General features: G+C 62.8%; 22 protein-coding genes. 11 read left to right on the plus strand and 11 right to left on the minus strand.

The genetic code is table 11. From position 1 onward, the window contains the following. Positions 1–41 precede the first annotated feature (41 nt). From Q363_RS01390 to purK, 5 genes are all read left to right on the plus strand, one after another. Positions 42–4643 (plus strand): SGNH/GDSL hydrolase family protein, encoded by a 4602-nt coding sequence (locus Q363_RS01390; RefSeq protein WP_035347238.1) that lies wholly within the window; start codon positions 42–44, stop codon positions 4641–4643. A 176-nt stretch (positions 4644–4819) separates the two neighbouring features. After that, a complete protein-coding gene (locus Q363_RS01395; RefSeq protein WP_157466460.1) occupies positions 4820–5257 on the plus strand; it encodes a hypothetical protein in 438 nt (145 codons plus the stop codon). Positions 5258–5576: 319 nt separating this feature from the next. After that, the gene (locus Q363_RS43610; RefSeq protein WP_245631975.1) at positions 5577–5720 is read left to right on the plus strand and encodes a hypothetical protein; all 144 of its coding nucleotides are present in this window, start codon (positions 5577–5579) and stop codon (positions 5718–5720) included. 137 nt (positions 5721–5857) lie between these two features. Then, entirely contained in the window at positions 5858–6346 is a 489-nt protein-coding gene (gene purE / locus Q363_RS01405; RefSeq protein ID WP_425387619.1) for a 5-(carboxyamino)imidazole ribonucleotide mutase, read from the plus strand. 89 nt (positions 6347–6435) lie between these two features. Further along, positions 6436–7536 (plus strand): 5-(carboxyamino)imidazole ribonucleotide synthase, encoded by a 1101-nt coding sequence (gene purK, locus Q363_RS01410; protein WP_051978270.1) that lies wholly within the window; start codon positions 6436–6438, stop codon positions 7534–7536. Positions 7537–7564: 28 nt separating this feature from the next. On the opposite strand, the gene Q363_RS39980 is transcribed toward purK, so the two are convergent. Then, positions 7565–7825: a hypothetical protein gene (locus tag Q363_RS39980; RefSeq protein WP_157466461.1), complete on the minus strand. Its 261-nt coding sequence runs from the start codon at positions 7823–7825 to the stop codon at positions 7565–7567. Between the two features lie 114 nt (positions 7826–7939). Here Q363_RS39980 and Q363_RS01415 point away from each other — a divergent pair, with 114 nt between their 5' ends. Next, positions 7940–8152: a hypothetical protein gene (locus Q363_RS01415; RefSeq protein WP_035347244.1), complete on the plus strand. Its 213-nt coding sequence runs from the start codon at positions 7940–7942 to the stop codon at positions 8150–8152. 11 nt (positions 8153–8163) lie between these two features. After that, on the plus strand, positions 8164–9015 hold the full coding sequence (locus Q363_RS01420) for a hypothetical protein (RefSeq protein ID WP_035347245.1): 852 nt from the start codon (positions 8164–8166) through the stop codon (positions 9013–9015). A 236-nt stretch (positions 9016–9251) separates the two neighbouring features. On the opposite strand, the gene Q363_RS01425 is transcribed toward Q363_RS01420, so the two are convergent. Beyond that, positions 9252–9827, minus strand: coding sequence for an elongation factor P (locus tag Q363_RS01425; protein WP_035347247.1), 576 nt, complete (start codon positions 9825–9827; stop codon positions 9252–9254). A 230-nt stretch (positions 9828–10057) separates the two neighbouring features. Between Q363_RS01425 and Q363_RS01430 the strand changes: the two genes are divergently transcribed. Both Q363_RS01430 and Q363_RS01435 read left to right on the plus strand, forming a co-directional pair. After that, positions 10058–10360 carry a carboxymuconolactone decarboxylase family protein gene (locus Q363_RS01430; RefSeq protein ID WP_035347249.1) on the plus strand — a complete coding sequence of 101 codons (303 nt, stop codon included), beginning with the start codon at positions 10058–10060 and terminating at the stop codon, positions 10358–10360. 406 nt (positions 10361–10766) lie between these two features. Beyond that, entirely contained in the window at positions 10767–11255 is a 489-nt protein-coding gene (locus tag Q363_RS01435; RefSeq protein ID WP_035347251.1) for a hypothetical protein, read from the plus strand. A 142-nt stretch (positions 11256–11397) separates the two neighbouring features. Here Q363_RS01435 and Q363_RS01440 read toward each other — a convergent pair whose 3' ends face one another. The 6 genes from Q363_RS01440 to lpdA all read right to left on the minus strand — a co-directional run bounded on the left by Q363_RS01440 (position 11398) and on the right by lpdA (position 18020). After that, positions 11398–13059, minus strand: a complete 1662-nt coding sequence (locus Q363_RS01440) for a 2-oxo acid dehydrogenase subunit E2 (RefSeq protein ID WP_035347253.1) — start codon at positions 13057–13059, stop codon at positions 11398–11400. A gap of 253 nt (positions 13060–13312) precedes the next feature. Beyond that, positions 13313–14512 carry an alkaline phosphatase family protein gene (locus Q363_RS01445; protein WP_051978194.1) on the minus strand — a complete coding sequence of 400 codons (1200 nt, stop codon included), beginning with the start codon at positions 14510–14512 and terminating at the stop codon, positions 13313–13315. Positions 14513–14671: 159 nt separating this feature from the next. Next, positions 14672–15415 (minus strand): lipoyl(octanoyl) transferase LipB, encoded by a 744-nt coding sequence (gene lipB / locus Q363_RS01450; RefSeq protein WP_035347256.1) that lies wholly within the window; start codon positions 15413–15415, stop codon positions 14672–14674. Further along, positions 15415–15849 carry a TA system VapC family ribonuclease toxin gene (locus Q363_RS01455; RefSeq protein WP_035347258.1) on the minus strand — a complete coding sequence of 145 codons (435 nt, stop codon included), beginning with the start codon at positions 15847–15849 and terminating at the stop codon, positions 15415–15417. Before Q363_RS01455 ends, lipB begins: the two co-directional genes overlap by 1 nt. After that, positions 15846–16091: a DUF2191 domain-containing protein gene (locus tag Q363_RS01460; RefSeq protein ID WP_035347260.1), complete on the minus strand. Its 246-nt coding sequence runs from the start codon at positions 16089–16091 to the stop codon at positions 15846–15848. Before Q363_RS01460 ends, Q363_RS01455 begins: the two co-directional genes overlap by 4 nt. Positions 16092–16601: 510 nt before the next feature. Next, positions 16602–18020: a dihydrolipoyl dehydrogenase gene (gene lpdA / locus Q363_RS01470; RefSeq protein WP_035347264.1), complete on the minus strand. Its 1419-nt coding sequence runs from the start codon at positions 18018–18020 to the stop codon at positions 16602–16604. Between the two features lie 79 nt (positions 18021–18099). Between lpdA and Q363_RS01475 the strand changes: the two genes are divergently transcribed. Beyond that, positions 18100–19140 (plus strand): nucleoside hydrolase, encoded by a 1041-nt coding sequence (locus Q363_RS01475; protein WP_051978197.1) that lies wholly within the window; start codon positions 18100–18102, stop codon positions 19138–19140. Positions 19141–19143: 3 nt separating this feature from the next. Here Q363_RS01475 and Q363_RS01480 read toward each other — a convergent pair whose 3' ends face one another. Next, the gene (locus tag Q363_RS01480; protein ID WP_035347267.1) at positions 19144–20070 is read right to left on the minus strand and encodes a 2-dehydropantoate 2-reductase; all 927 of its coding nucleotides are present in this window, start codon (positions 20068–20070) and stop codon (positions 19144–19146) included. Between the two features lie 21 nt (positions 20071–20091). On the opposite strand from Q363_RS01480, the gene Q363_RS01485 reads away from it, so the two are divergent. Further along, positions 20092–20829 carry an aspartate/glutamate racemase family protein gene (locus tag Q363_RS01485; protein ID WP_051978198.1) on the plus strand — a complete coding sequence of 246 codons (738 nt, stop codon included), beginning with the start codon at positions 20092–20094 and terminating at the stop codon, positions 20827–20829. 44 nt (positions 20830–20873) lie between these two features. Here Q363_RS01485 and hemB read toward each other — a convergent pair whose 3' ends face one another. Next, the gene (gene hemB / locus Q363_RS01490) at positions 20874–21863 is read right to left on the minus strand and encodes a porphobilinogen synthase (protein ID WP_035347269.1); all 990 of its coding nucleotides are present in this window, start codon (positions 21861–21863) and stop codon (positions 20874–20876) included. A 17-nt stretch (positions 21864–21880) separates the two neighbouring features. Beyond that, on the minus strand, positions 21881–22453 hold the full coding sequence (locus tag Q363_RS01495) for a zinc ribbon domain-containing protein (RefSeq protein ID WP_035347270.1): 573 nt from the start codon (positions 22451–22453) through the stop codon (positions 21881–21883). Positions 22454–22491: the final 38 nt, after the last annotated feature.

Raw genomic sequence — 22491 nt, forward strand, 5'->3', positions numbered from 1 at the left:
GCGTGTTGTGTGATTTGCGGGAGTTGAGAGAGGGGATAACGATGAGTTGGAAGCGTGGAGGACGAACGCTGGTGGGGATCCTGCTGGCAGTTCCTGGAATGCTTGCCGTGCTGGCAGTTGGCACGCTGGCACAGGTTGTAACCACACAGGTTATAGATACGATTTATCGCGCGAATGGCACGCCTGCAGGCGGATCGGTGATCGTCAACTGGCCAGCGTTTACCAGCGCGTCGGGCCAGACCGTCGCCAGTGGAAGCACCGCCGCCACGCTTTCGGCCGGAGGTGTGCTGAGCGTGCAGCTTGCTCCCAATGCGGGCGCGAGGCCCATGGGAACCTACTACGCCGCGGTGTATCACCTGGACGATGGCAGCGTGAGCCGCGAGTACTGGGTGATTCCGGCGAGCCAGTCGCCGGTGCACCTCAGCGCTGTGCGCAGTGCCGTGCTCCCAACCTCGGTGGCGATGCAGACGGTGAGCAAGAGCTACGTCGATACCGCGATCGCCGCGGCCGTCGCCGGGCATCCGCTCGACACCACGAACCCGTACGTCCTGAAGCAGGGCGATACGATGACCGGCCCGCTGGTGCTCTCCGGCGATCCGACCGCGCCCGCGCAGGCCGCCACGAAGAGCTACGTGGATCTAAGCGTGAACGCACTGGCCAGCGGACTCGGCCAGAAGGTTGCCACGCTGCCTTTCACGACACAGACGGTCGCGCAGCCAGCCGGAACCAATCTTGAAGTGAACCGGCTGAACGGCGTGGAGTACGCCAGCCAGTACCAGGACGCGCGCGGCGACAACGGAATCGCGAACGCAGTCTCGTCCTCTGACTGCGCAAGCGGTTGCGATGTGAAGGCGGAGCCCACCTACGGCCGCACGGAGGGCTACACGCCTTCGCAGTGGAACAGTCAGACGCATGTCGAAGACCTGCGGCTGGGACAGCGACGCGACAGCTTCAAGGATCCGGAGAGCGCGATTACTCCCGGCACCGAGGCGGGCGAGGTCGTCACCGTTACGTCCACCCGTGGCGGAGCAACGGTGCATCAACTTACCGGTTCAGGCACTCCCGCTTCTGTTGGAATGATGATCTTCCACCAGGGACTGGCCGGAGGTTCCAATCACTTCCCGGAAAACGTCGATACGACCGTTCCCTACTTCAAGACGGGTTACAGCGCCCTGATGTTGAACGGCCTCTACAACACGCAGGGACAACACGTGCTGGCTCCAACCGAGACCGACTGCTTCGGCGTCGGCGACTGCCTGATCGGATCGCAGTTCCTTCTCGCCTCGGGAGGATTTCGCGACAACGCCGACGAGGGCGCGCATCCATTCGACCTGCAGATCCGCGAGGACTCGCGCCTCTTTACTGGGACCTGCGCCTCCGGCTGCAGCACCGGCTCCACCAGTCTCACGGTATCGCCCATCACCGACCCCGGAACGCAGGGCGACGGCCGTTATCTCATCAACACCAACCCTGCGAAGGTCCTGACTGCAGGAAGGCTGATCGGGCAAGGGACGAGCGGCCCCAATGCCTCAGCGGCCTTCAGCGGAACCAGCTTTCCGGTGAGCACCTTCTTCCGCATCGCGCAGGCGGTTCCTTCGCAGGCGCACGATGTGGCGCCGGGTACGGTGACGGTTGCGATTGCCACCACCGGCCTGCCTTCAGGGTTCGCCTCCAACACGGTTGCGGCGCCTGCGTCGAGCGGCGTCGCCTGCCTCGCCGATCCGACGGCCGCGGTGAACGGCGTCGAAGTCTACGAGATGGCGAACTACACCGTCGTCGATGGAACGCACCTGCAATTTACCCTCAACCGCGCCCATGCGGCGCAGGCGACCGTGGCCATCGGAGGACTGTGCGGCTACGGTCTTGAGCAGACGGTCGACACCGTCGGCAGAATCCGCCAGGTCTTCCCGGTGTTGGGATCGTACTCGTCCACGGGGCTCTACTACGCCGGCGGCGCAACCGCGATCGTCGGATTGATGAACAATACGTCTGCCTTCGTGAACCTGTCGGCCGCCATCACCTCAGCGGTTCGCAACGGCAACACCGTTACCGTGACGACCGCCGGAAACCTGCCTGTTGACGTCAACGGGCTGACGATGAACATCGCCGGGGTTACCGACGCGAGCTACAACGGAAGCTTCGTCGTGACGACCACCGGGCCCAATACCCTGACCTACACGCAGAGCGGAGCGAACAGCACCAGCAGCGGGGGAACGATCTCCGTGTTGACAGGACGGTACGCGCTGTATCCGATGGCCGAGGTGCTCAGCGTCATGAACCCGGCGACCAAGCTGGTCGACGGAACCATGACCCTTGCGCCGAACACCGTTACGTGGGCCGCGAACGATCCCGTGGAAGAGCCGCACTACTACCAGGAAAAGGTAGGCCCCGATCTGGAGTACGTCAGCCAGTACGTGCCGCGTCCGACCTCGGCTCAACAGGCCGGAATGCAGTACGAGGGAAACAACGGCCCCGGCCTGATCGGCTGGACCGTGACCAACAGCGCGGCCGCCTCCAACTACTTCGGCAACGGAGGAACGCACAGCGCTCCTGCCGCGGCCTACGTGGCCAAGGGTGTGTGGCTGCGCTCGATGATCATCGATGCCGGCGAGCAGAGCGTCTTCACGATTCACTGCAACTCGCACGGCTGCGGAAAGTGGAACTCGAGCTACAACCTTTTCGAGCTGGACTCGAGCGTGGCAACCGACACGATCGCCTTCCAGCCGACCACCAGCTCGCTGAGCATGGTTCTGCGCGGAACGGGATACACCTTCTCGCCGCAGGGCTTCACCGCGGGCACCATCAACGCGGGTACGGTCAACGCGACCACGCTGAACGGCGCCGTCAGTGCATCGCAGCTTCCGGTCTTCCACGCCTCGGGAGCCTCGCACGCGCAGGGTGCAGTGCCTGATCCCGGCGCGACTACCGGAACCACACGCTTCCTGCGCGAGGATGGTACGTGGGCCGTTCCGGCTGGCGGAGTCTCCGGCTCCGGCGGAACCGGTGGGGTCGGCGGAAGCGCTGGTTCGACGCTGCTTCCCGGCGCAACCGCAGACTACAGCTTCCTCGAGGGCGCAGGCACTACCGTCACCGACAGCACCGCGAACGGCGATGACGCGACGCTGTCGTCCGGCTCGGCTGCACCGGCGTGGACTTCGACGGGGCTCAAGTTCGCCACCTCGCAGGGAGTCTCGCTTCCGGCCGCGCTCAACAACACGCGCACGTTCTTCATGGCGGTCTACATCAACCCGCTGACTGCAGGAAGCCAGCCGTCCAACGGATTCCCCGTAATGGTCTCCAGCAGCCAGGGCGGCAACGGCTTCAACTATATGTATGAGTTGTTCGACGGCGGGAATGTGATCCAACACGCCTACTCTCCCCGGCTCTACATCAACAACAGCCCACGCACATCGGTGGGAAATGTCATCTCCGGCTTTCATGTGCTCGCGGTGACGCTGGGCACGGGCGGCGGATCACTGGACCACATCTATATCGATGGCGCCGAGGTACCTTCCTACACGATGCAGGGAGCTTCGGCAGGAGCGCAGACGACCGGCAATCTCTTCCTCGGGTCCAGCAACATCAGCCCGTGGACAGGCTCGGGATTGAACGGCATCTTCTACCGGCTGCGAACGTATCCGACGGAGCTCGCCGCAAGCGACGTACAGACCATAAGCACCGCGATTCGTAACGAAGTAGCTATCCGCGGCGTCATGGTAACGTCGCAGCCCATCGTGGCGGCCTCGCCGCAGCTACACGCAATCGGCGACTCCATCACGTTCGGTCAGGGAGCCTCATCGCCCTGGCCCTCGCTGCTGACGCTGACCAACCAACCGACGTACACAACAACGAACTGGGGAATATCCGGCATCCAGATGCAGGAGATCAACGGGTCGGAGTCGAATCGCGTGGGGATGCGATGCCTCTCCAACTATGGCCCGTCCGTCGCCGTCGTCTTCGCCGGAACCAACGACCTGACCGGCGGATCATCGACGACGACGACGTTCTCGGCACTCGTCGGCGAGATTCAAACGCTGAAGCAGGCAGGCTGCAAGGTGTTCGTTGGAACGATGCTCTCGCGCATCGGTCTTGACCCCTCCGGGGCCACGGTCGACAGCGACAAGAACACGTACGACACGCTCATCCTGGGCCGTGCAAGACAGGTGGGAGCCGACGGCATCATCGACTTCGCGGCGAACCCGCTGCTGGGAGCCGACGGAGCCTACGCCAACACGACGTACTTCAACACCGACGGGACTCATCCCACGACAGCGGGACAGCAGCTGCTGGCCAATGCAGCCAGCAACGCGCTGAACTACACGTTCGGCTATAACGATACGAATCCGCGCTCTGTCACTACGCTGCCCTACAGCATGGCGGCGGGAGATGGATCGATCAGCCTGTCGGGACTGACCGGAGCCGGCACTCTGACGCTGCCGGACTGCACCGGGCAGAGCGGCGCCGTCTACCGGATCAACAATCCTCAGTCGGCGTACACCGTGAACGTCGCGCCGTTGAATGCCAACCAGCTGATCAACGGCCTGGCCTTCGGAACCACAGTGACGGTTCCGGCCAACGGCACCCTGACCCTGCGGGATGTTCCGAATCCCAAGGCGGTGAGCGGCTGCCACTGGGAGATGTAAACGGCAGGGAGGAGGGAGTAGGGAATAGCAAGTCATCTTGCTGCGCTCTGCACCCTGCTCCTGTTTTTCGAGGGAGTAGGGAATATGGAATAAGGAGTGGCCTTCTACTCCTACTCCCTATTCCTTACTCCCCGTTTTTGTGGGGGAGTGATGCCTCTCCGGACAGTCACCTGAAGGTGTTGGTTCGCTCGGTGACGATCGAGGATGGTCATGCGCGGCCGGAGCTGGTGCGCTATCGCGTGGGCTTTGCGAACGGCTGGTCGGAGGGGCTGGGGCTGACGCTCTCCGACACCGTCGCGGCCGATGCTCTGCTGCCGCAGACGGCCGCCGCCACGCCTGCGAGCGTGTTGGCGAACCTGCCTGCGCTCGCGGTGGTAAGTACGACGGGCTCGGCTCTCGAGATCGACGCCGGCGCGGATCCGCCTGCGGGCGGAGGCTTCGAGGTGCGGCGCAGAGACTGGGCGTTTGGGCCGGGAACGAACCCCGACCTGGTGCTGTGTTTACGAACCTGCCGGTCAGCTCATGATCGCGCAGAGGTGGGGAGTGGGATGATGACTGAGTTTGAGGGGCAGGTTCTAGGGGATCGGCCAGGTGGGGAGACTTACGCAGATTGAAGAACGCGTGGAGCGGCATGAGCGGAGCGTGCAGCGGGTGAAGGATTCACCGCGGCTGTGGGCGCGCTGGTGACGCTGGCTCACCTGGCGATTGATTTTTTCAGGCGGTAGCGGGGCGGGGCGGTGGCGGTGGAGAAGCAGGTTCCTCCACTGCGCGGCTTCACCCGCTCCGGTCGGAATGACAACCAAGACTTCGAGGGAGAGATGAGATGGATTTTCTGAAGGTATTTCTGCGCGGGCTGGCGTTTCTGCCGGGCGTTATTCACGGCACGGAGCGATCTTCGGTGCGGGCAATGGCGACGTGAAGAGGAAGGCGGCGGTGGAGATCGTCGGCGCGGCGATCAACATCACGGATGCCGTGAGCAACAAGCACATCGCCGATGCCGACCGCTTCACGGCGGGGCTGAGCGCGATCATCGACGGCATGGTGGAGTGCCTGAACGCGAGCGTCTGGGCGAAGTGAAGACTGTTACAGGTTGTCAGTTGCAGGTTTCAGGTTGTTGGTTGTTGGTTGTTGGAGTCTTTCCAACTGACAACTGACAACTGACAACTGACAACTATAATCAGCGTATGGACGCCTCACCGCTGGTTGGAGTGATCATGGGTAGCCGCAATGACTATGCGGTGATGCGCGGCGCCGTCGAGATGCTGACGGAGTTTGGAGTGCCGCACGAGGTGCGTGTGGTCTCGGCGCATCGCACGCCCGATCTTCTGTTCGAGTATGCGCAGACTGCCGCTGCGCGCGGGCTGCGCGTGATCATCGCCGGTGCCGGCGGCGCGGCTCATCTGCCGGGCATGGTCGCGGCGAAGACCGTGGTTCCGGTGCTCGGCGTTCCGATTCCGGCGACGGCGCTGCAGGGGATGGACTCGCTGCTGAGCATCGTGCAGATGCCGAAGGGTGTTCCTGTGGGAACGCTGGCGATCGGTGCGGCGGGCGCGGCGAATGCGGGCCTGCTGGCGGCGCAGATTCTTGCGACGACCGATGATGCGTTGCGGGAGAAGCTGACGGCATGGCGCGCGGCGCGGCGCGATGAGGTGCTGGCGCAAACCGTTGGTGAAGAGCCGGTCGCCGAGGCAGGCGAGGCGTGAGCAGCCGTGCTATATCGCATCGTGCTACCGCGCAGCCGATTCTTCCCGGAGCGACGATCGGCATCTTCGGAGGCGGACAGCTGGGCCGCATGACCGCGATGGCGGCGCGCGCGATGGGCTATCGCATCCAGGTGCTCGATCCCGATCCGGCGTGCCCGGCGCGCTTCGTCGTGGATGCGTGCATTGAGGCGAACTGGGACGATGCGCGTGAGGCGGCCAACCTTGCGAGGGGATGCGATGTGGTGACGCTGGAGATCGAGCAGATCTCGCTGGCGAGCATGGATGCGGCGGCGGGCTTCGCTCCGGTGCGGCCGGGGCACGCGATGCTGGCCGTGATCCAGGACAGGATCGAGCAGAAGGACTGGCTGCGGAAGCACGGCTTTCCGGGAGGGGAGTATCGCGCGGTGCGGTCGCTCGACCAGGTGCGCGAGGCGGTAACGGCGCTGGGTGGGCGGGTCTTCTGCAAGAGCGCGACGGGCGGCTACGACGGACGCGGGCAGGGCAAGGTTGGTTTTCGGGTGGGTGCGGACTTCGAGCAGGAGGTTCGTGGCGCGTGGGAGGCCTTGGGCGAGGCTGCGGGAGTTGTGGAGAAGGCCGTCGATCTGGAGCGCGAGATCTCCGTGCTGGTGGCGCGTTCGCCATCGGGCGAGGTGAAGGTGTATCCCGCGGCGTGGAATCATCATGAGAACCAGATTCTGGCGTGGAGCGTGATGCCTGCGCCGATCACGGACGAGATGGCCGAGGAGGCGAGCGGGCTCGCGGAGGAGATCGCCGACACGTTTCAGCTTGAGGGGATTCTGGCGGTCGAGATGTTCGTGACGACCGATCGTAAGCTGCTGGTGAACGAGCTAGCTCCGCGTCCGCACAACAGCTATCACGCGAGCGAGCGCGCTTCCGTCACGAGCCAGTTCGAGCAGCTTGTGCGCGCGGTGTGCGATCTTCCGCTGGGAGATGTGGACGTCGTGCAGCCGTGTGCGATTGCGAATCTGTTGGGAGATGTCTGGCTGAATGAGGATGGCTCGGCGCGCGAGCCGCACTTTGATGCGGCGCTGGCGGTCGAGGGCGTGAGGCTGCATCTGTATGAGAAGCATCGTCCGCGGAAGGGGCGGAAGATGGGGCACCTGAGTGCGGTGGGGGCTACGGCGGATGAGGCTGTGGCGGCTGTGCTGCGGGCTCAGGAGCTGCTGTAGCAATTGCTCATTAATGCTGCAGGCGTATTTACTTTACGGATGAGCTGGGGCGAGTTCCTTTTAAAACATGGCTGATCTTTACAACATCTTTGAAGCAAAGAATGCCGATCAGGATCACGAGGGTCACCCCGAGCAATTTACCCGTTGCTAGAGCCAACTGATCTCTTTCTCTCCATATCTGCGGGAGAAGAAGTAAGTCGACGAAACAAACTGCTCCAAATACGGCTTCGATAACGAGACGAACAATTAGAAATACTTTTTCAGTTACCGGGCATGCTCTTGCGTTCAAGATACCCCATCTCGTCAAACCCGAACCTCAACAAGCACGCGCTATTTTCCACTTTGCGTGGTATCTTCAGAGCGGATGCACTGAATTTCGTGCAGTGCGTTTGAGGGGTTTTCGATGAGCAGCTCTGAGCTTGAGTATGTGCTTTCGCTGCGCGATGACAACATCGGCACCAGTCAGAAGCGGCTGCGCGCCGAGATCATCGACTTCATTCAGCGGCATGAGGATGCGGTGCTGGCGCAGCTCCGCACACACGAGTCGGCCGTGATTCCCACGTCGTTCGGCGAGATTACGCTGAACCTTGCCGACCTCCGCGAAGCCGTCGCCTAGGAGACTCTCTGGTGCTGGCGCTTCTTGTCAGCTTCCTCATCGCCGTCTACCTGCTGGGACCCAACCTGATCGCTCGCTGGGCCGCAGACCTTGTCGTCTTTCGCAAGACGCGTGCGGAGAGTCGGGCCGAAGAGGTGGCGCGCTCCGTCATCGGCGCCACGGTTCCGCTGGTGATTGCCGTGGCATGGGCGCGGTGGTCGGGCGCGCTGTGGAGCAGCGGCACGCAGGGTGACGTGGAGACGGTCTTCTCCGCGCTGCAGAGCGACAGCTTTTTTCAGCAGCACCACGCTCCATTCTTCACCAGCCTGTACGCGTTCTTCTGGATGAACTACGCGATCCTTTGGCGGTTGTACCTGATTGTGCTGATTGCGTGCGCGGTGCGCGTGATGATCGTCCTGAACTACAACCTGATATGGCGGCGTCTGCGCCGGCGCTGGATGCGCACGCTGCTGGCGACGATCGTGCCGCGGCTCTCGGAGTGGGACCTGCTGTTCAGCGACATGCTACTGCCCGAGGGCACGTTCCGCATCATGGCCGACGTGCTGACGAAGACGGGCGGTCTCTACCAGGGCACGGTGCAGGATCGCATGCTGAACAGCGACGGCTCGCTCGCGAGCATCACGCTGGCGAATCCGCGGCGGTTCGAGCGCGCGGAGTTTCGCAAGGCGAAGGCGGAGGATCTGGAGACCGTCCCGGACGAGTACTGGTTCAACATTCCGGGCAACCTGTTCATCGTGATGGCCTCGGATATTGCGAACCTGAACCTGCGATATATACGGCGGAAGCCGCTCCAGTTCCAGCCTTCCGAGGAGGAGCGCGAGGTGCTTACGCGGCTGCTGGACCGATTGAAGGAAGGGAAGTAGGCGTATGGTCTACGTCGCGAGGTGCGACGATGATGAATGGCAAATGGCTTGAGCGTCTCAACATTGCACGAGCGTGGCTGCTGGGTGCAGGGCTTGTCACGATTGGGATCGCCTGGCTGCTTCAGCGCTAGCTGGATGGAAAATCCCATGCGGTCGTGGCCGCATGGCGAAAAGCAGATCCCTCCACTTCGCTGCGCTTCGGTCGGGATGACACCGTTTTAGGCTGGACTGAGTTTTTACGCGCGGCCGGCGAAGTCGCGGGTTTCGGTGGAGACCTTCACCTTCTCGCCTTCCTTGATGAAGAGAGGCACGCGGATCTCGAGACCGGTCTGGAGCGTGGCGACCTTGGTGACGCTGCCGCTCTGCGAGGCGCCGCTGAGGCCCGGTTCGGTCTCGGTGACTTCGAGATCGACGAAGATTGGGAGTTGGAGGCCGATGGGGTTGCCGTTGTACTTGTGGACCTGGATCTCGAGGCTCTCGACGAGGAAGTCCGTTGCGTCGCCGACCATCGAGTCTGTGAGCGTCAGCGTCTCGAAGCTCTGCTGGTCGAGGAAGTGGAAGCCGTCGCTGTCGGCGTAGAGAAACGTTGCGGGCACGAGCTCAAGGTCGGGCTCCTTGAACTTTTCGCCGGCCTTGAAGGTCTTCTCGAAGACTGCGTTGGTCAGCAGGTTGCGCATCTTCAGGCGCACCAGCGTCTGTCCGCCGCGCGCGGTGGGCGAGCTGACGTCGGCTTCCATGCAGTAGTAAGGCATATTTTCGTGCTCGAACAGGGTCTTGCGCTTGACGTTGATCGCTTCGATGAGTGCAGCCATGAAACTCCTCTTCCCATGTTTGAGTATAGGTGCGGAGAGGGGCTGGAACAAAGCTTGTAGCGTGCTTGCCTTCTGCTTGTAAAGGGTCGCCATCGGGGCGGTTTCGCCGGATTTTTAAGGCGTTGTTTGTAACCCTCACCGCACGGAGTGCTCTAATGAGAACCGGTCCCCGGCCTGGCTCACGCTGCGCAGTTCGGCACCGCTCGAATCTTGAAAAGGAGAGAACACGCATGTTTGACATGAAGAATCTCACCCAGCTGAAGAAGCTGGACGAAAACGCGCCTGAGTCGATGAAGGCATTCTGGGAGTTCGACAAGCTAGCGTTCCAGCCAGGTACCATTGATGCTCTGCACAAGCAGCTGATGGCGCTTGCGGTGGCGCTGACGACACAGTGCCCATACTGCATCGAGCTTCATCGCAGAGCCGCAGTGCAGGCGGGTGCGACAGAGCCGATGCTGGCCGAGACTGCTGTAGTCGCCGCAGCCATGCGCGCGGGCGCAGCGGTTACGCACTCCACGCATCTGTTCAAGTAATCGCGGTCTGAAGATGTAAGTGAGGTAAGACAAAAGCGGCGGCTCCATGGAGGAACCGCCGCTTGATGTCTGCGCTTCTTCCCCGAAGGCGCCTTTCGCCGTCTACGGAATCGAGCCTCTTCGGCAAGCTCAGGGCAGGCTGGCGAACCCGGCTGCGCAGCGTCCTCCCGGCACAACGCCAGATAGAGCGCCACGAACCTCCACTCCTCATTGCTCACATCGCTCGGATAACCCACAGACCATTGTTCCCCATCCAAAGTATGCGGCGCACCACAACAGGCTCCATCCCTCCAGGCCCAGGCTGTCCAAGACTTTGGAATGTGTTCTACCGTCTTTGCGCGTTCGGAAGAACCCCACCGGCCATTTGCTGAAAACCCGAAGCCGCAAACAATCCCAGGAGGATTCTATGAAGTCTGCGACTCGCTTCTTCAGCTTTGTTTCTAGTGTGGCCCTGTTGACGGCATTGCTTACAGTAAACGGATTCGCAAAGAATAAAACCTGCTCAGACGTTGGCGGAGCAATCCTTACAAATGTAGGGGGCTTCGGACAGATAGACGGCCATCCCACAACGCTGGGGGTCGTAACCGGCGACCTGAAGGGAGCCATCGGAGTCGAGATATTGTCTACCAGCTCCGATTCCACAACCGTCACGGTGGAGCACCACTTGGTAACCGATACAGGAGAGACGCTGACGATCGACCAGGCTCAGGCCCATGGCACATTTGTTAGGGCAGGGTTGTTTACAATCACCGACTACAAGGTTCACCTAACGGGAGGCACGGGCCGGTTCGCCAACGCTACCGGGGATATGACTGCCATAGGCGAAATCGATTTCAACACCGGTCACGCCATTCTGCGTTACTCGGGCCAGGTTTGTTACGCGAGCAAAGACTAGCAAACCGATAGAGGCAGCGAAACAATCGCCAAGCCTGACTCGGCTGACGGAAACGAAGGACAAAAGCGGCGGCTCCATGGAGGAACCGCCGCTTGTGATTTGCGCTGACGCGCCGAAGAGGCTCTTCGCCGTCCGCGAAGGACTAGCCGATGTCTTCGGACCAGTTCTCGAGGTAGGCCTTGAAGTCGCTCATGAACTTGCCGGCGTCGGCTCCGTCGACGATGCGATGATCGAAGCCGAGCGTGAAGCGCTGGATCGAGCGGATCGCGATGAAGTCGTTGCCCTCCTTATCAGTGATGACCTCGGGCTCCTTGTTGAGACCGCCGATGCCGAGGATGGCGACCTGCGGCTGATTGATGATCGGCGTTCCGAACTGCTCGCCGAAGATGCCGGAGTTGGTGAGGGTGAAGGTGCCTCCTCCAACCTCGTCGGGGGCGAGCTTCTTGTTGCGGGCGCGCTCGGCGAGGTCGACGATGCTGCGCGCGATGCCGAGGAAGTTCTTCTCCTCAGCCTGCTTGATGACAGGGACGATCAGGCCCCACTCGAGCGCGACGGCGATGCCGATATTGATGTTCTTGTTGTAGAGGATGGCGTCGCCCTGCACGGCGGCGTTGACCACCGGGTGCTTGCGCAGCGCGACGACGGCGGCGCGGGTGATGAACGGCATGTAGGTGAGCTTAACGCCGTTGCGCTGCTCGTACTTCGACTTCTCCTTCTCGCGCAGACGCACGATGCGGGTCATGTCGACCTTGAAGACGGTGTGGACGTGCGGCGAGGTGCGCTTCGATTCGACCATGCGCTGCGCGATGATGGCGCGCATCTTCGACATGGGGACGAGCTCGCCGGGCTGCGGCGCAGGAGCGGCCGGGGCGGCGGGCTTCGGTGCGGCCGGGGCCGGTGCGGCTGCTGCTGGTGCAGCGGCGGCAGGGGCAGCTGCAGGTTTGCCCTCGATGTAGCCGAGGATGTCTTCCTTGGTGATGCGGCCGGCGGAGCCGGTTCCGGGGACCTGCGCGAGATCGACGGCGTTCTCCTGGGCGATCTTGCGGACCAGCGGCGAGGAGCGTCCGCGCTCACCGACAGAGGCTGCAGCAGCGGGAGCGGCAGGAGCGGCGGTAGCAGCAGGAGCAGCGGCGGCGGGAGCGGCCTTCGCGGGAGCAGGAGCGGCCTTGGCGGCGCCTCCGCTGATGACGGCGACGGCGGTGTTGACGGTGACGGTCTTGCCCTCGGGGACCTTGATCTCGGTGAGGGTTCCGGCAGCGGGCGAGGGGATCTCGGCGTCCACCTTGTCGGTCGAGATCTCGAAGATAGGCTCGTCGCGCTGGACGGAGTCGCCAACCTTCTTGAGCCACTTGGTGATGGTGCCCTCGGTGATGGACTCGCCCATCTGCGGCATCAGGATTTCGGTGCCACCGCCTGCCTCGATGGTTGTGCCCGCGGCTGCGGAGTCGGCCTCGGCGGGATTGGCCATCGTGGTGGCGGGCGCGTCGACGGCGGGAGGAGTCGCGGAGTCGACCGGCGGCTCAGCAGCGTTTGCGGCCTTGGCGGGGGCAGCCGCGGAGGCCGCGCCGCCCGCGTCGATGACGGCGACGACGGTGTTGATCGTGACGGTAGTGCCTTCGCCGATCTTGATCTCCTTCAGGGTTCCAGCAGCGGGCGAAGGGATCTCGGCGTCGACCTTGTCGGTCGAGATCTCAAAGAGCGGCTCGTCGCGCTGGACAGAGTCGCCCGGCTTCTTGAGCCACTTGGTGATGGTGCCTTCGGTGATGGACTCGCCCATCTGGGGCATAACTACGTCTGTCGGCATGAATCTCTCCCTGAAACAGTTGCGGCGGTTCAACACAGACACTCGCTACGGCCCGGCCTGAACCGAGCATACGAATCGGATTATACGGCGATTTCAACAGGGCTGGCGTGGATGGTGCGGTTAGCGGTCGGAGAGTCCCCAAACGAGCAAATGGCGTCGTACCGAAAGAAAAAGCGCAGAGACCTCCGATTGGCGAGGTCTCTGCGCTTGTCGTACGGGAACGACACAACAAAAGGCCGGCAATCTAGAAGGGCTACTTCTGGATCGCGCCGGGCTGGAAGAGGTCGGAGAGATCGTTGACGTTGACCGTGTCGCCGAGCAACGGCTCTACGTGGAAGATTTCCTGCATGGTCTTGAGGTCAGAGGAGTGGCTGAGGTTGACCGGGCTGGCGTAGGGGATGCCGTTCTCGTTCTTGTGAGCGTGCTTGGAGATGATGATCTCGGGCACTGTGTGGTCGAAGGCATCGGGGTTGTCACCGGTGATGCCGTCGGTCTCGGACTCGTCCCACCAGAGGATGATGACGCCGTTGTCCTGATAGGCCTTCGACGCCATGATCACGGGGATCACCTGGCGCAGAAAGTCATCGCCCTGAAGGATCTTGGCGGGGTCGCCTGTCAGGCCTTTGTAGCCCGCGGAGAGTGTGGTGTGCATGTCGTTGAACTGGTTAGGCGTGATCCAGTTGTAGTCAGCCACGGTGTTGTTCTCGAGATCGGAGAAGAACTGCTGCAGCGGAGCGTAATGCGATGCGAGCGGGTTGGAGGTGGACTTGTCGTTGCCGCCGTTCGAGTCGGTGAAGAAGACCATGGGGTTGTGCTTGGCGGCGTAGTTGTACTGAGCGGAGCCGTTGAACTGGTTGACGCCGCTGGTAAAGGTTCCGGAGATACTGCTGAGCGGGACCGTGTACTGGCTCGGGGATAGTGGAACGTTGGTGAGTTTGCCGTTGGCGTCAGGAGTGAGTTCGGTATCTTCCTGGTAAGACTTCCACGTCTTGCCCGCTTTGGTGAGCAGTGTGACCAGGTGCTGGGTGGTGTTCTGGTTGTTGGGGCCGTTGGCGGCGAACGGATCGTTGTCGTTGGCTACGCCGAAGTTGTTGCCTGCCTCCGCCCAGATGTAGTTGGGCTCAGAGGGATGGATGTGTGGGTTGCTGCCGTTCATGGTGGCGAGGACGTTGTGATAGGCGCTGGCGTAGGCGACCTGTTCGCTGATGTGCTGGGTGCGGCCATCGATCTCTGCCCAGGCAGTGCCGTCGACGAGGCTGTTGATGAAGGGCGCGTTGGGGTTCTGGAAGATCTGCTGAATGCCACCGGTGGACTGGTTGGCGGGCTGGGTCCAGTTGTGGTTTTCCATCGCAATCACGAAGACGGTCTTGACCTCTTGTGCGTGTGCGCTGAGGTTGCATGCGGCACAGAGTGCGAGCGTGCCGAAAAGCCGGGGGAGTCGGGGCGTATACATTTTTTAGTCTCCACGCAGTGATTTACGAGTTGCCGAAGTCTGCTTCATGCCACGCGCTCGCAGTCCACTTCATACCGGCAACACCGCTTTCAGCCATGAAAGCAACGCGGTCTTGCTGCACGATGAGAGGCATGTGAAACGATGTAAAGATTTCGTCGGCTAGGAATGTGACGGAGTGATGAATATCTCGTCGAGCGAGGTGGCCCAGATCATCTGGCGCTCGAAGATGCGGCCGAAGTTGCGCGCGGTGGAGTTGACTGCATTCTCCATAGTGACCTGCCGCGCAGGGTCGTCGGTGGGCTGTGCTTCAAGCTCAAGCGAGGTGACGGTGCGGTCGGTGATCCCGCAGGGGACGATCAGTTCAAAATCGCGCAGGTCAGTCGTGACGTTGAGCGCGAAGCCGTGCGAGGTGACTCCCTGGGAGACGTGAATGCCCATCGCGGCGAGCTTCTTCTCCTGAACGTTGCCGCTGGCAATCGTCCAGGCGCCAGTGCGGCCGGCGATGCGCTGCGCGGGGACGCCGAAGTCGTAACAGATCCGAATGACGACCTCTTCCATCATGCGCATGAAGTCGACGGGGCCGAGGTGCGGGCCTTTTTTTCCGGGCCAGTCGCCGCGCAGGTCGACGATGGGATAGCCGACGAGCTGACCGGGACCGTGGTAGGTGACGTCTCCACCGCGGTTGATCTCGTGCAGCTCGACGTTACGGGATGCGAGGAGTTCATCGCTTGCCAGGACGTTCTCGCGATGCGAGTTGCGGCCGAGCGTAAGGACGGGCGGATGCTCGAGCAGCAGGAGCGTGTCGCCGATAAGGTTCTGCTTGCGCGCGTCGACTACACGCTTTTGAACGGCGAGACCTTCGGTATAGGAGATACGGCCGAGTTGGAGGAGGTGGATGTACATCAGTGCTTCGCGAGCGGATTCTTCCAGCGCAGGCCGGGGAAGCGGGCAAAGTCGCGATCGTTGGTCTGCAGCTCGCCTCCATATTCCATGGTAATCGCCGCGATCTCGGCGTCGGTGACGAGGCGGCCGGTGGCGCGGCCTTCGAGGAGCGTCCGGCGAAGAAGAGCCCAGTGCCGTTCGCCGGGTGCGAGCAGGCGCACCTGCGGCAGGGAGAGCCACTCGTCGACGGTTTCGATTGCTTCTTCGAGCGAGAACCGGCCGCTGCGCAGTCCGGGATGCGTCATGATGCGCAGAAAGGCCGCAATGCTGTGGACAGGAAGACCGATCGGATCCGGGGCTGAGAAGACGCGCTCAAGATACGCGCGCGCGACGCGATGCTGTGCAGCTTCCGCATCGTAGGCATAGAGAAGAATGTTGGCGTCGAGCACGATCATCGATGCAGCGGCCCTTCAAGCATCTCGATCAGCTCGGAGACGGAGCCGGAGGTCCATTTGGCCGGCAAGCCAAGCTTTCGCGCCTTCACGCGAAAGGGCTTCGGCTTCGCAGGAGTGGCCGCCTGTTGCAGGCCGGAGCGAAGCAGTTGGTTCACGGTCTGCTTCAATGGCTGGCCGGTACGGCGCATCTCCTTTTCGAGGAGGGTGGCGACGTCGTCGTCGATGGTCAGGGTGGTTCGCACATCATGATGTTTTCATTGGGAACATCATGATGTCAAGATGGATGACTGCTGTAGATTGAGGGTTAGAGTGCCATTTCTTATTCACGCCAGAATTCGACGAATCGGTAGGGGCCTGCTTCCTCGACGATTAATCTGTCGCCGAAAAACATGACCTCACGACCATCCTCTCTGAAAGTGATCTTCATCTTTACCGGGCTTGCAGTCTTGAACGGAAGTGGAATCAGATCGTTTCTGATTCAGATTCGAGGCAAAGATAGTCCAGTCATAAATATCTCCGGAGAGCGCGCTTTTGTCGCTCTCCATCCGAAGATTTTCGAACCTGAAGAGAGTGTGCTGATAGCCGCCCTCTCGCCGAACGTCGACGCCACTCCGATGGACATACGCATCAATCAAAAGCGTTCCCGCTTCGATGTCAACCTTGAGCAGTTCGGAATCGTGTAGCTCGATTTCTGTATCCATCATTCCAAAAAGGTGGAATGCAGAAATGCATCCCACCTTTTCCGTGCAATCTTACACATTCACCGCTTTGCCTTCGACGCTGGAGAAACCGTCGAGCAGCGCTTCAGCTACCGTTGGGTGAGCGTGGATGGTGAACATCATCTCCTCCACCGTCGCTTCCAGCTGGATGGCGGTGACGCACTCGGCGATGATCTCCGTCGCGTTGGGTCCGATGATGTGGACGCCGAGGATCTCGCCGTATTTTGCGTCGGAGACGACCTTCACGAAGCCGTCGTGCGCGTCGAGGATCGTCGCCTTCGAGTTGCCGACGAAGGGGAACTTGCCGACCTTGACGTTGTAGCCCTTCTCCTTGGCCTGCGCCTCTGTGAGGCCGACCGAGCCGATCTGCGGCTCGCAGTAGGTGCAGCCCGGGATGCGCTGGCGGTTGACCGCCTTCGCGTATTTGCCCGCGATGCGCGCGGCGACGACGAGTCCGGCCATCGAACCAGAGTGTGCGAGCTGCGGCATTCCGGCGACGATGTCACCGATCGCGTAGACGCCCGGCTCGGTCGTCTCCATCCACTCGTTGGTCATGATGAAGCCGCGGTCGGGCTTGATGGAGGTCTTCTCAAGGCCGATGCCCTCAGTGCGCGGCGCGCGGCCGACGGCCATCAGTACCTTCTCGGCCTGCTTGGACTGCTGCTTGCCGTTCGCGTCGGTCCAGGTGACGAGAGCGCCGTCCTTGTTCTTCTCGACTTTCGTGTCCTTGATGGAGAGGTACGTGTCGATCTCGCGCTTCTTGAACTGACGGAGCAGCTCCTTGGAGATCTCCTCGTCCTCGACCGGCACCACGCGCGGCAGCACCTCAAGCACGGTCACGTCCGCGCCGAAGCTCTTGAAGAGGGAGGCAAACTCGACGCCCACCGCGCCAGAGCCGATGACGACCAGCGACTTCGGCATCTCGGCGATCTTGAGAATCTCGTAGTTGGTGAGGATGGTGTCGTCGGGCTTGTAGCCGGGCAGCACGCGCGCGTCAGAGCCGGTGGCGAGCACAACCTTCTTCGCCTTGATTGTCTCGGCCTTTCCGTCCGCCAGCTTGACGTCGATCGTGTGGACGCCGTCCTTCGCCGGGCCGGTGAGTTTGCCGAATCCCTTGAAGGTGGTGATCTTGTTCTTCTTCATCAGGAAGTCGAGGCCCTTGGTGTGACGCGTGATGACGTCGTCCTTGCGGGCGAGCACGCCCTTCCAGTTCAGCTTGGGCGTGACGCCGTCGATGCCGTAGCGCTCGGAGTGTTTCAGGTGGTCCCAGAGCTCGGCTGAGAAGAGCATTGCCTTGGTGGGGATGCAGCCCCAGAGCAGGCAGGTTCCGCCCAGGCGGTCGTTTGCGTCCACCAGCGCTACCTTCAGTCCATACTGCGCCGCGCGGATGCCGCAGGTGTAACCGGCAGGTCCGCCGCCAAGAATCACTATGTCAAAGATCGTGTCAGCCAAAGCTATCTCCTATTTTCGCTACTCAAACATTTTAGAGTACGCGAGTTGTCAAGCGCCTTCGGGCGGTTTCGCGATACCCTTGCCGTTACATATCTTCTTCGCGAAGAAGGGAACTGACGTGATTGCGTTCCGGCGAAGTCCTCTCGTTCTCCTCACCGCGCTTGCCCTCTTCGCGGCGGCCGCATCGGCACAGTCTCGCGCGCCGGGCGAGCCGCGGATGAAGGTCATCCTCGACACCGACGTGGGCGATGACGTGGATGACGCCTTCGCGATCGACCTTGCGCTGGCCAGCCCTGAGTTCGAGATCCTGGGAATCTCCTCGGCGTGGGGAGACACGGCGATGCGGGCGCGCATGCTCGACCGAATGCTGTGCGAGACGGGCCGCACCGAGATCGCGGTCCGGGCGGGCATTCCAACCGGGGCAACCGCCGCCTTCACGCAGCTGCCGTGGGCCAGGGCCGGAGCAGCGCGCAACCTGCGCGAGGATGCTGTGACGTTTCTGCTGCAGCAGATCACAGCGCATCCCGATGAGATCACGCTGATCGCGCTGGGCCCGCTGACCAACATCGGCGCGGCAATCGACCGCGACCCGGCGACGTTTCGCAGGCTGAAGCGCGTGGTGCTGATGGGAGGATCGATCTATCGGGGGTACGACAAGAAGGGATCGGCGGCCGTGCAGCCGGCGGAGCCGGAGTACAACATCGCGCGCGATCCGAGGTCGGCACAAAAGCTGATGCGCTCCGGCGTGCCCGTCTTCATGCTGCCACTCGATTCGACGCAGATCCGGTTCGACGAGGCCAGGCGCTCCGAGCTGGCGACCGTCAGCACGCCGATGACGGACGCGCTTCAGATCCTGATCGCGGAGTGGAGCCACGCGACACGGCAGGCGAACCCGACGCTCTTCGATGCGGTTGCGGTGGCGTATGCCATCGATGCGCAGACCTGCGCGATGACGCCCGTGCACATCGAGGTGGACGACGTAGGGCTGACGCGCCCGACGCCGGGCGTCGCCAACGCGCAGGCTTGCCTTTTGCCGAAGGAAGACGCCTTCTTCAACCTGCTGATGCCGCGGCTGCTGCACCAGCGGCTGATCGGCAATGGGGCGTGTCTCGCGCGCTGAGGCTCATCGCGCGGTCATCGCCTGCAGCAGCGCGACGGCCATGCTGTTGGCCGGCGTCGGAATGCCGTGCTTCTTCCCCATACGCACGATCACGCCATTGCGTGCGTCGATCTCCATCGGCCGGCCAGCGAGACGGTCGGCGTGGAGCGAGTTGACGGAGTCGGGCGCCGAGCGGCGATAGGCGGCCAGCACCTCCTCGGGCACGGCGTCGCTGAGCGTTGCACCCATGGCCCGTCCCACGGCGACGCACTCGCGCACCAGGTCGAGCGCAACGTCACCCACGGCCTCGCCGCGGAGAACGCCAGCGGGTTGAAGCAGCAGCGCCGGCAGCACTCCAGCGGCGTTGTGGCAGAGCTTCCTCCAGGCCACGGTGGTCCAGTCGGGCACTGTCGCGGCGTCGGCGGCCGTGCCGGAGAAGAGTTCGACGAACCCCCTGCTGTGCGTACCTTCCGGGACCTTCAGGCTCATCGTGCCGCGCTGAATGATCCTCTCGACGCCAGCATCGTCTGCGGGCCTTCGCTCGGCCGGGCAGTCGACGATGACGGGAACGATGCGCTCGGGGGCGACGTACGACGCAAACCGCTCGCGATGTTCGACGCCGTTCTGCAGCACAGCAACGGGAGCGCCGCCGCCGCACAGCCACTCCAGCCACAGCGCAGCGCCGGCCGCGTCGTACGCCTTGGTTGCGACGACGACCCAGTCGACGGGCTGCGCCTCCTCGGGCTGTGTCAGAATCGTCGCCTCGATGCGCATCTCAGGGCGTATCTCGTGCTGCATGTCGCTGCGCAGGCCGATGGCCGGGGTCTCCACCACGAGTTCCTTGAGCGGCCTGCGCATGCACAGCACCAGCTCGTGCCGCCCTGCCGACTGCAGCAGCGAAGCCACCACGCCTCCAATTGCACCTGCACCCACTACCGCCACTCGAGCCATGCACCATTCTAAAATCAGAGAATGGCCCGGCACATAGGAATCGTCGCCTGCTCGGCCGAAGGAGCGGCGCTCTGCTATCGGACGGTCTGCGCGGAGGGCGCGGAGTGGATGGGCACGCACGGCCACCCCGAGGTCTCGATGCACACGCACTCGCTGCGCGATTACATGGAGTGCATCCACCGCGACGACTGGAAGGGCGTCGGCGAGCTGATGCTCTCCTCGGCCGAGAAGCTGGCGAAGATCGGAGCGGACCTCCTGATCTGCCCGGACAACACCATCCATCAGGCGCTGCCGCTGATCGAGGCACGATCACCCAAGCCCTGGCTGCATATCGCCGAGGTCGTCGCCGAGGAGGCCGAGCGGCGCGGCTTCCGGCGAATCGGCCTGACCGGAACGCGCTGGTTGGTCGAGAGCGAGATCTATCCGGAGAAGCTTGCGGCGCGGGGGCTGGAGTTTGTGCGGCCCACGGCGGAGGAGCGCGAGGAGATCAACCGCATCATCTTCGACGAGCTGCTCCGTGGAGTCTTCCGGCCTGAAGCCGTCGCTACGTTTCAGCGGATCATCACACACCTGAAGGCCGAGGGCGCGGACGCCGTCGTTCTGGGCTGCACGGAGATTCCGCTGCTAATGAACGATCAGAACTCGCCGCTGCCAACGCTGGACTCCACGCGCCTGCTGGCGCGCGCGGCGCTCCGGAGAGCCGCGGACACGACGGCCCGCGGACCCGAGCTTCATCCCATCCAAAGCCGAACCCGCTAGGAAAGTATCTGTGGTGACCGCCGGAGCTGCAGGCGCAGGGTTAGCTAACCCAGCACTTTCGCCGCATCCTTGGCGAAGTACGTCACGATAAAGTCCGCGCCGGCTCTTCGGATCCCCGTCAGCGACTCCATCATCGTGCGCTCCGGCTCCAGCCATCCGCGCTCGAACGCAGCGTGCAGCATGGAGTACTCGCCCGAGACCTGGTAGGCGCCCATGGGCAGATCGAAGCGCTGGCGCGCCTCCTGGATCACATCGAGGTAGGGCATCGCCGGCTTCATCAACAGCATGTCCGCGCCTTCGGCAATGTCCAGTTCTATCTCGCGCATGGCCTCGCGCAGGTTGGCGCCGTCCATCTGATAGCTGCGGCGATCGCCGAACAGCGGGGCCGAGTCCGCAGCCTCGCGGAAGGGGCCGTAGAAGGCGCTCGCGAACTTCGAGGCGTAGCTGAGGATGGGTGTCTGCTCGTGGCCGCTGGCGTCCAGCGTCTCGCGCATCGCGGCGACGCGGCCGTCCATCATGTCGCTCGGCGCAACGATGTCGGCACCGGCCTTCGCGAGCGACGCCGCCGTCTTCGCAAGCAGAGCGACGCTCGAATCATTCTCAATGGTGTAGTGATCGCCATCGCGCGCGACGACGCCGCAGTGGCCGTGCGAGCTGTATTCGCACAGACAGACGTCGGCCATCGTCACCAGCGTGTCGAGCCTGCGGTTCGCCTTGAATGCGCGCAGCGCCGTCTGCACGATGCCGTCGTCAGCCCATGCTCCGCTGGCCTGCTCATCCTTCTCGGCAGGAAGGCCGAAGAGCAGCAACCCGCCGATGCCTAGTGCGGCGCAGGCCTCAGCCTCTTTCATGGCCTCGTCCAGCGAGAGGTTGAAGACGCCGGGCATCGAGCCGATCGGCTTGCGAACGCCTTCGCCAGGGCATATGAAGAGCGGATAGATCAGCGCGCCGGGATGGAGATGCGTCTCGCGCACCAGCGAACGCATCGCCTCGGTGCGGCGCAGCCGGCGCATGCGTGTTACGGGAAAGTTCATGGGTCCAGTTTACGCGGCTAGCGCGGTGGAGGCATGCCGGGCCGATATCCGGCATCCACCATCGCGTCGTACTCCACTCCCGAAGCCGAGGGAGCCATGACCCACAGCGTGTAGATTCCCAACGCCGTTCCCAGCAGCGGCTTGAACAGCACGAGCACGCCTGCAACGATGGCCAGGACGCGGCCCCACGTCTGGCGCGTAAGCAGGCTGTATCCCACGAAGAGCCCGAAGAGCGACGCCGTGATCGTCATGGCGATGATGAAGGGGACCAGGTGCATCCAGCCGTGGCCCCAGTCGCCCCAATGATTCAGCGGCCAGTCGGGACCCCAGCGGTGCCACGTGACGGCGCGAAAGACGAACAGGCCAAGCAGGCCGCTGACGATCCGGTAGAGCGCATAGAGGCACCACAGCGTGCCGAGCGCCTGCAGATGCCGCTGCACCCGCGGAATGTAGGGCATAGGAGCGTAGGCCGGATACGCAGTGTACTGCGGAGGCGGGCCCGGCGGCGCGGCGGCTACGATCTGCGCTCCGCAGCGGGGGCAGAATCTGCCTCCTGGTTCGACAGCACTTCCACATGCCTGACAGACCATACAGCACCTCCGTGCTCCCGTGGGTCCCGTTTGCTGTA

Origin of the sequence: Edaphobacter aggregans DSM 19364 (genome assembly GCF_000745965.1) — a bacterium.
Lineage (GTDB): Bacteria > Acidobacteriota > Terriglobia > Terriglobales > Acidobacteriaceae > Edaphobacter > Edaphobacter aggregans.

Excerpts from the sequence above, each read along its gene's own strand:
- Q363_RS01390 (WP_035347238.1), top strand. The coding sequence starts at position 42 with ATGAGTTGGAAGCGTGGAGGACGAACGCTGGTGGGGATCCTGCTGGCA.
- purE (WP_425387619.1), top strand. The coding sequence starts at position 5,858 with ATGGGTAGCCGCAATGACTATGCGGTGATGCGCGGCGCCGTCGAGATG.
- purK (WP_051978270.1), top strand. The coding sequence starts at position 6,436 with ATGACCGCGATGGCGGCGCGCGCGATGGGCTATCGCATCCAGGTGCTC.
- Q363_RS01415 (WP_035347244.1), top strand. The coding sequence starts at position 7,940 with ATGAGCAGCTCTGAGCTTGAGTATGTGCTTTCGCTGCGCGATGACAAC.
- Q363_RS01425 (WP_035347247.1), bottom strand. The coding sequence starts at position 9,827 with ATGGCTGCACTCATCGAAGCGATCAACGTCAAGCGCAAGACCCTGTTC.
- Q363_RS01430 (WP_035347249.1), top strand. The coding sequence starts at position 10,058 with ATGTTTGACATGAAGAATCTCACCCAGCTGAAGAAGCTGGACGAAAAC.
- Q363_RS01435 (WP_035347251.1), top strand. The coding sequence starts at position 10,767 with ATGAAGTCTGCGACTCGCTTCTTCAGCTTTGTTTCTAGTGTGGCCCTG.
- Q363_RS01440 (WP_035347253.1), bottom strand. The coding sequence starts at position 13,059 with ATGCCGACAGACGTAGTTATGCCCCAGATGGGCGAGTCCATCACCGAA.
- Q363_RS01445 (WP_051978194.1), bottom strand. The coding sequence starts at position 14,512 with ATGTATACGCCCCGACTCCCCCGGCTTTTCGGCACGCTCGCACTCTGT.
- lipB (WP_035347256.1), bottom strand. The coding sequence starts at position 15,415 with ATGTACATCCACCTCCTCCAACTCGGCCGTATCTCCTATACCGAAGGT.
- Q363_RS01455 (WP_035347258.1), bottom strand. The coding sequence starts at position 15,849 with ATGATCGTGCTCGACGCCAACATTCTTCTCTATGCCTACGATGCGGAA.
- Q363_RS01480 (WP_035347267.1), bottom strand. The coding sequence starts at position 20,070 with ATGGCTCGAGTGGCGGTAGTGGGTGCAGGTGCAATTGGAGGCGTGGTG.
- Q363_RS01485 (WP_051978198.1), top strand. The coding sequence starts at position 20,092 with ATGGCCCGGCACATAGGAATCGTCGCCTGCTCGGCCGAAGGAGCGGCG.
- hemB (WP_035347269.1), bottom strand. The coding sequence starts at position 21,863 with ATGAACTTTCCCGTAACACGCATGCGCCGGCTGCGCCGCACCGAGGCG.
- Q363_RS01495 (WP_035347270.1), bottom strand. The coding sequence starts at position 22,453 with ATGGTCTGTCAGGCATGTGGAAGTGCTGTCGAACCAGGAGGCAGATTC.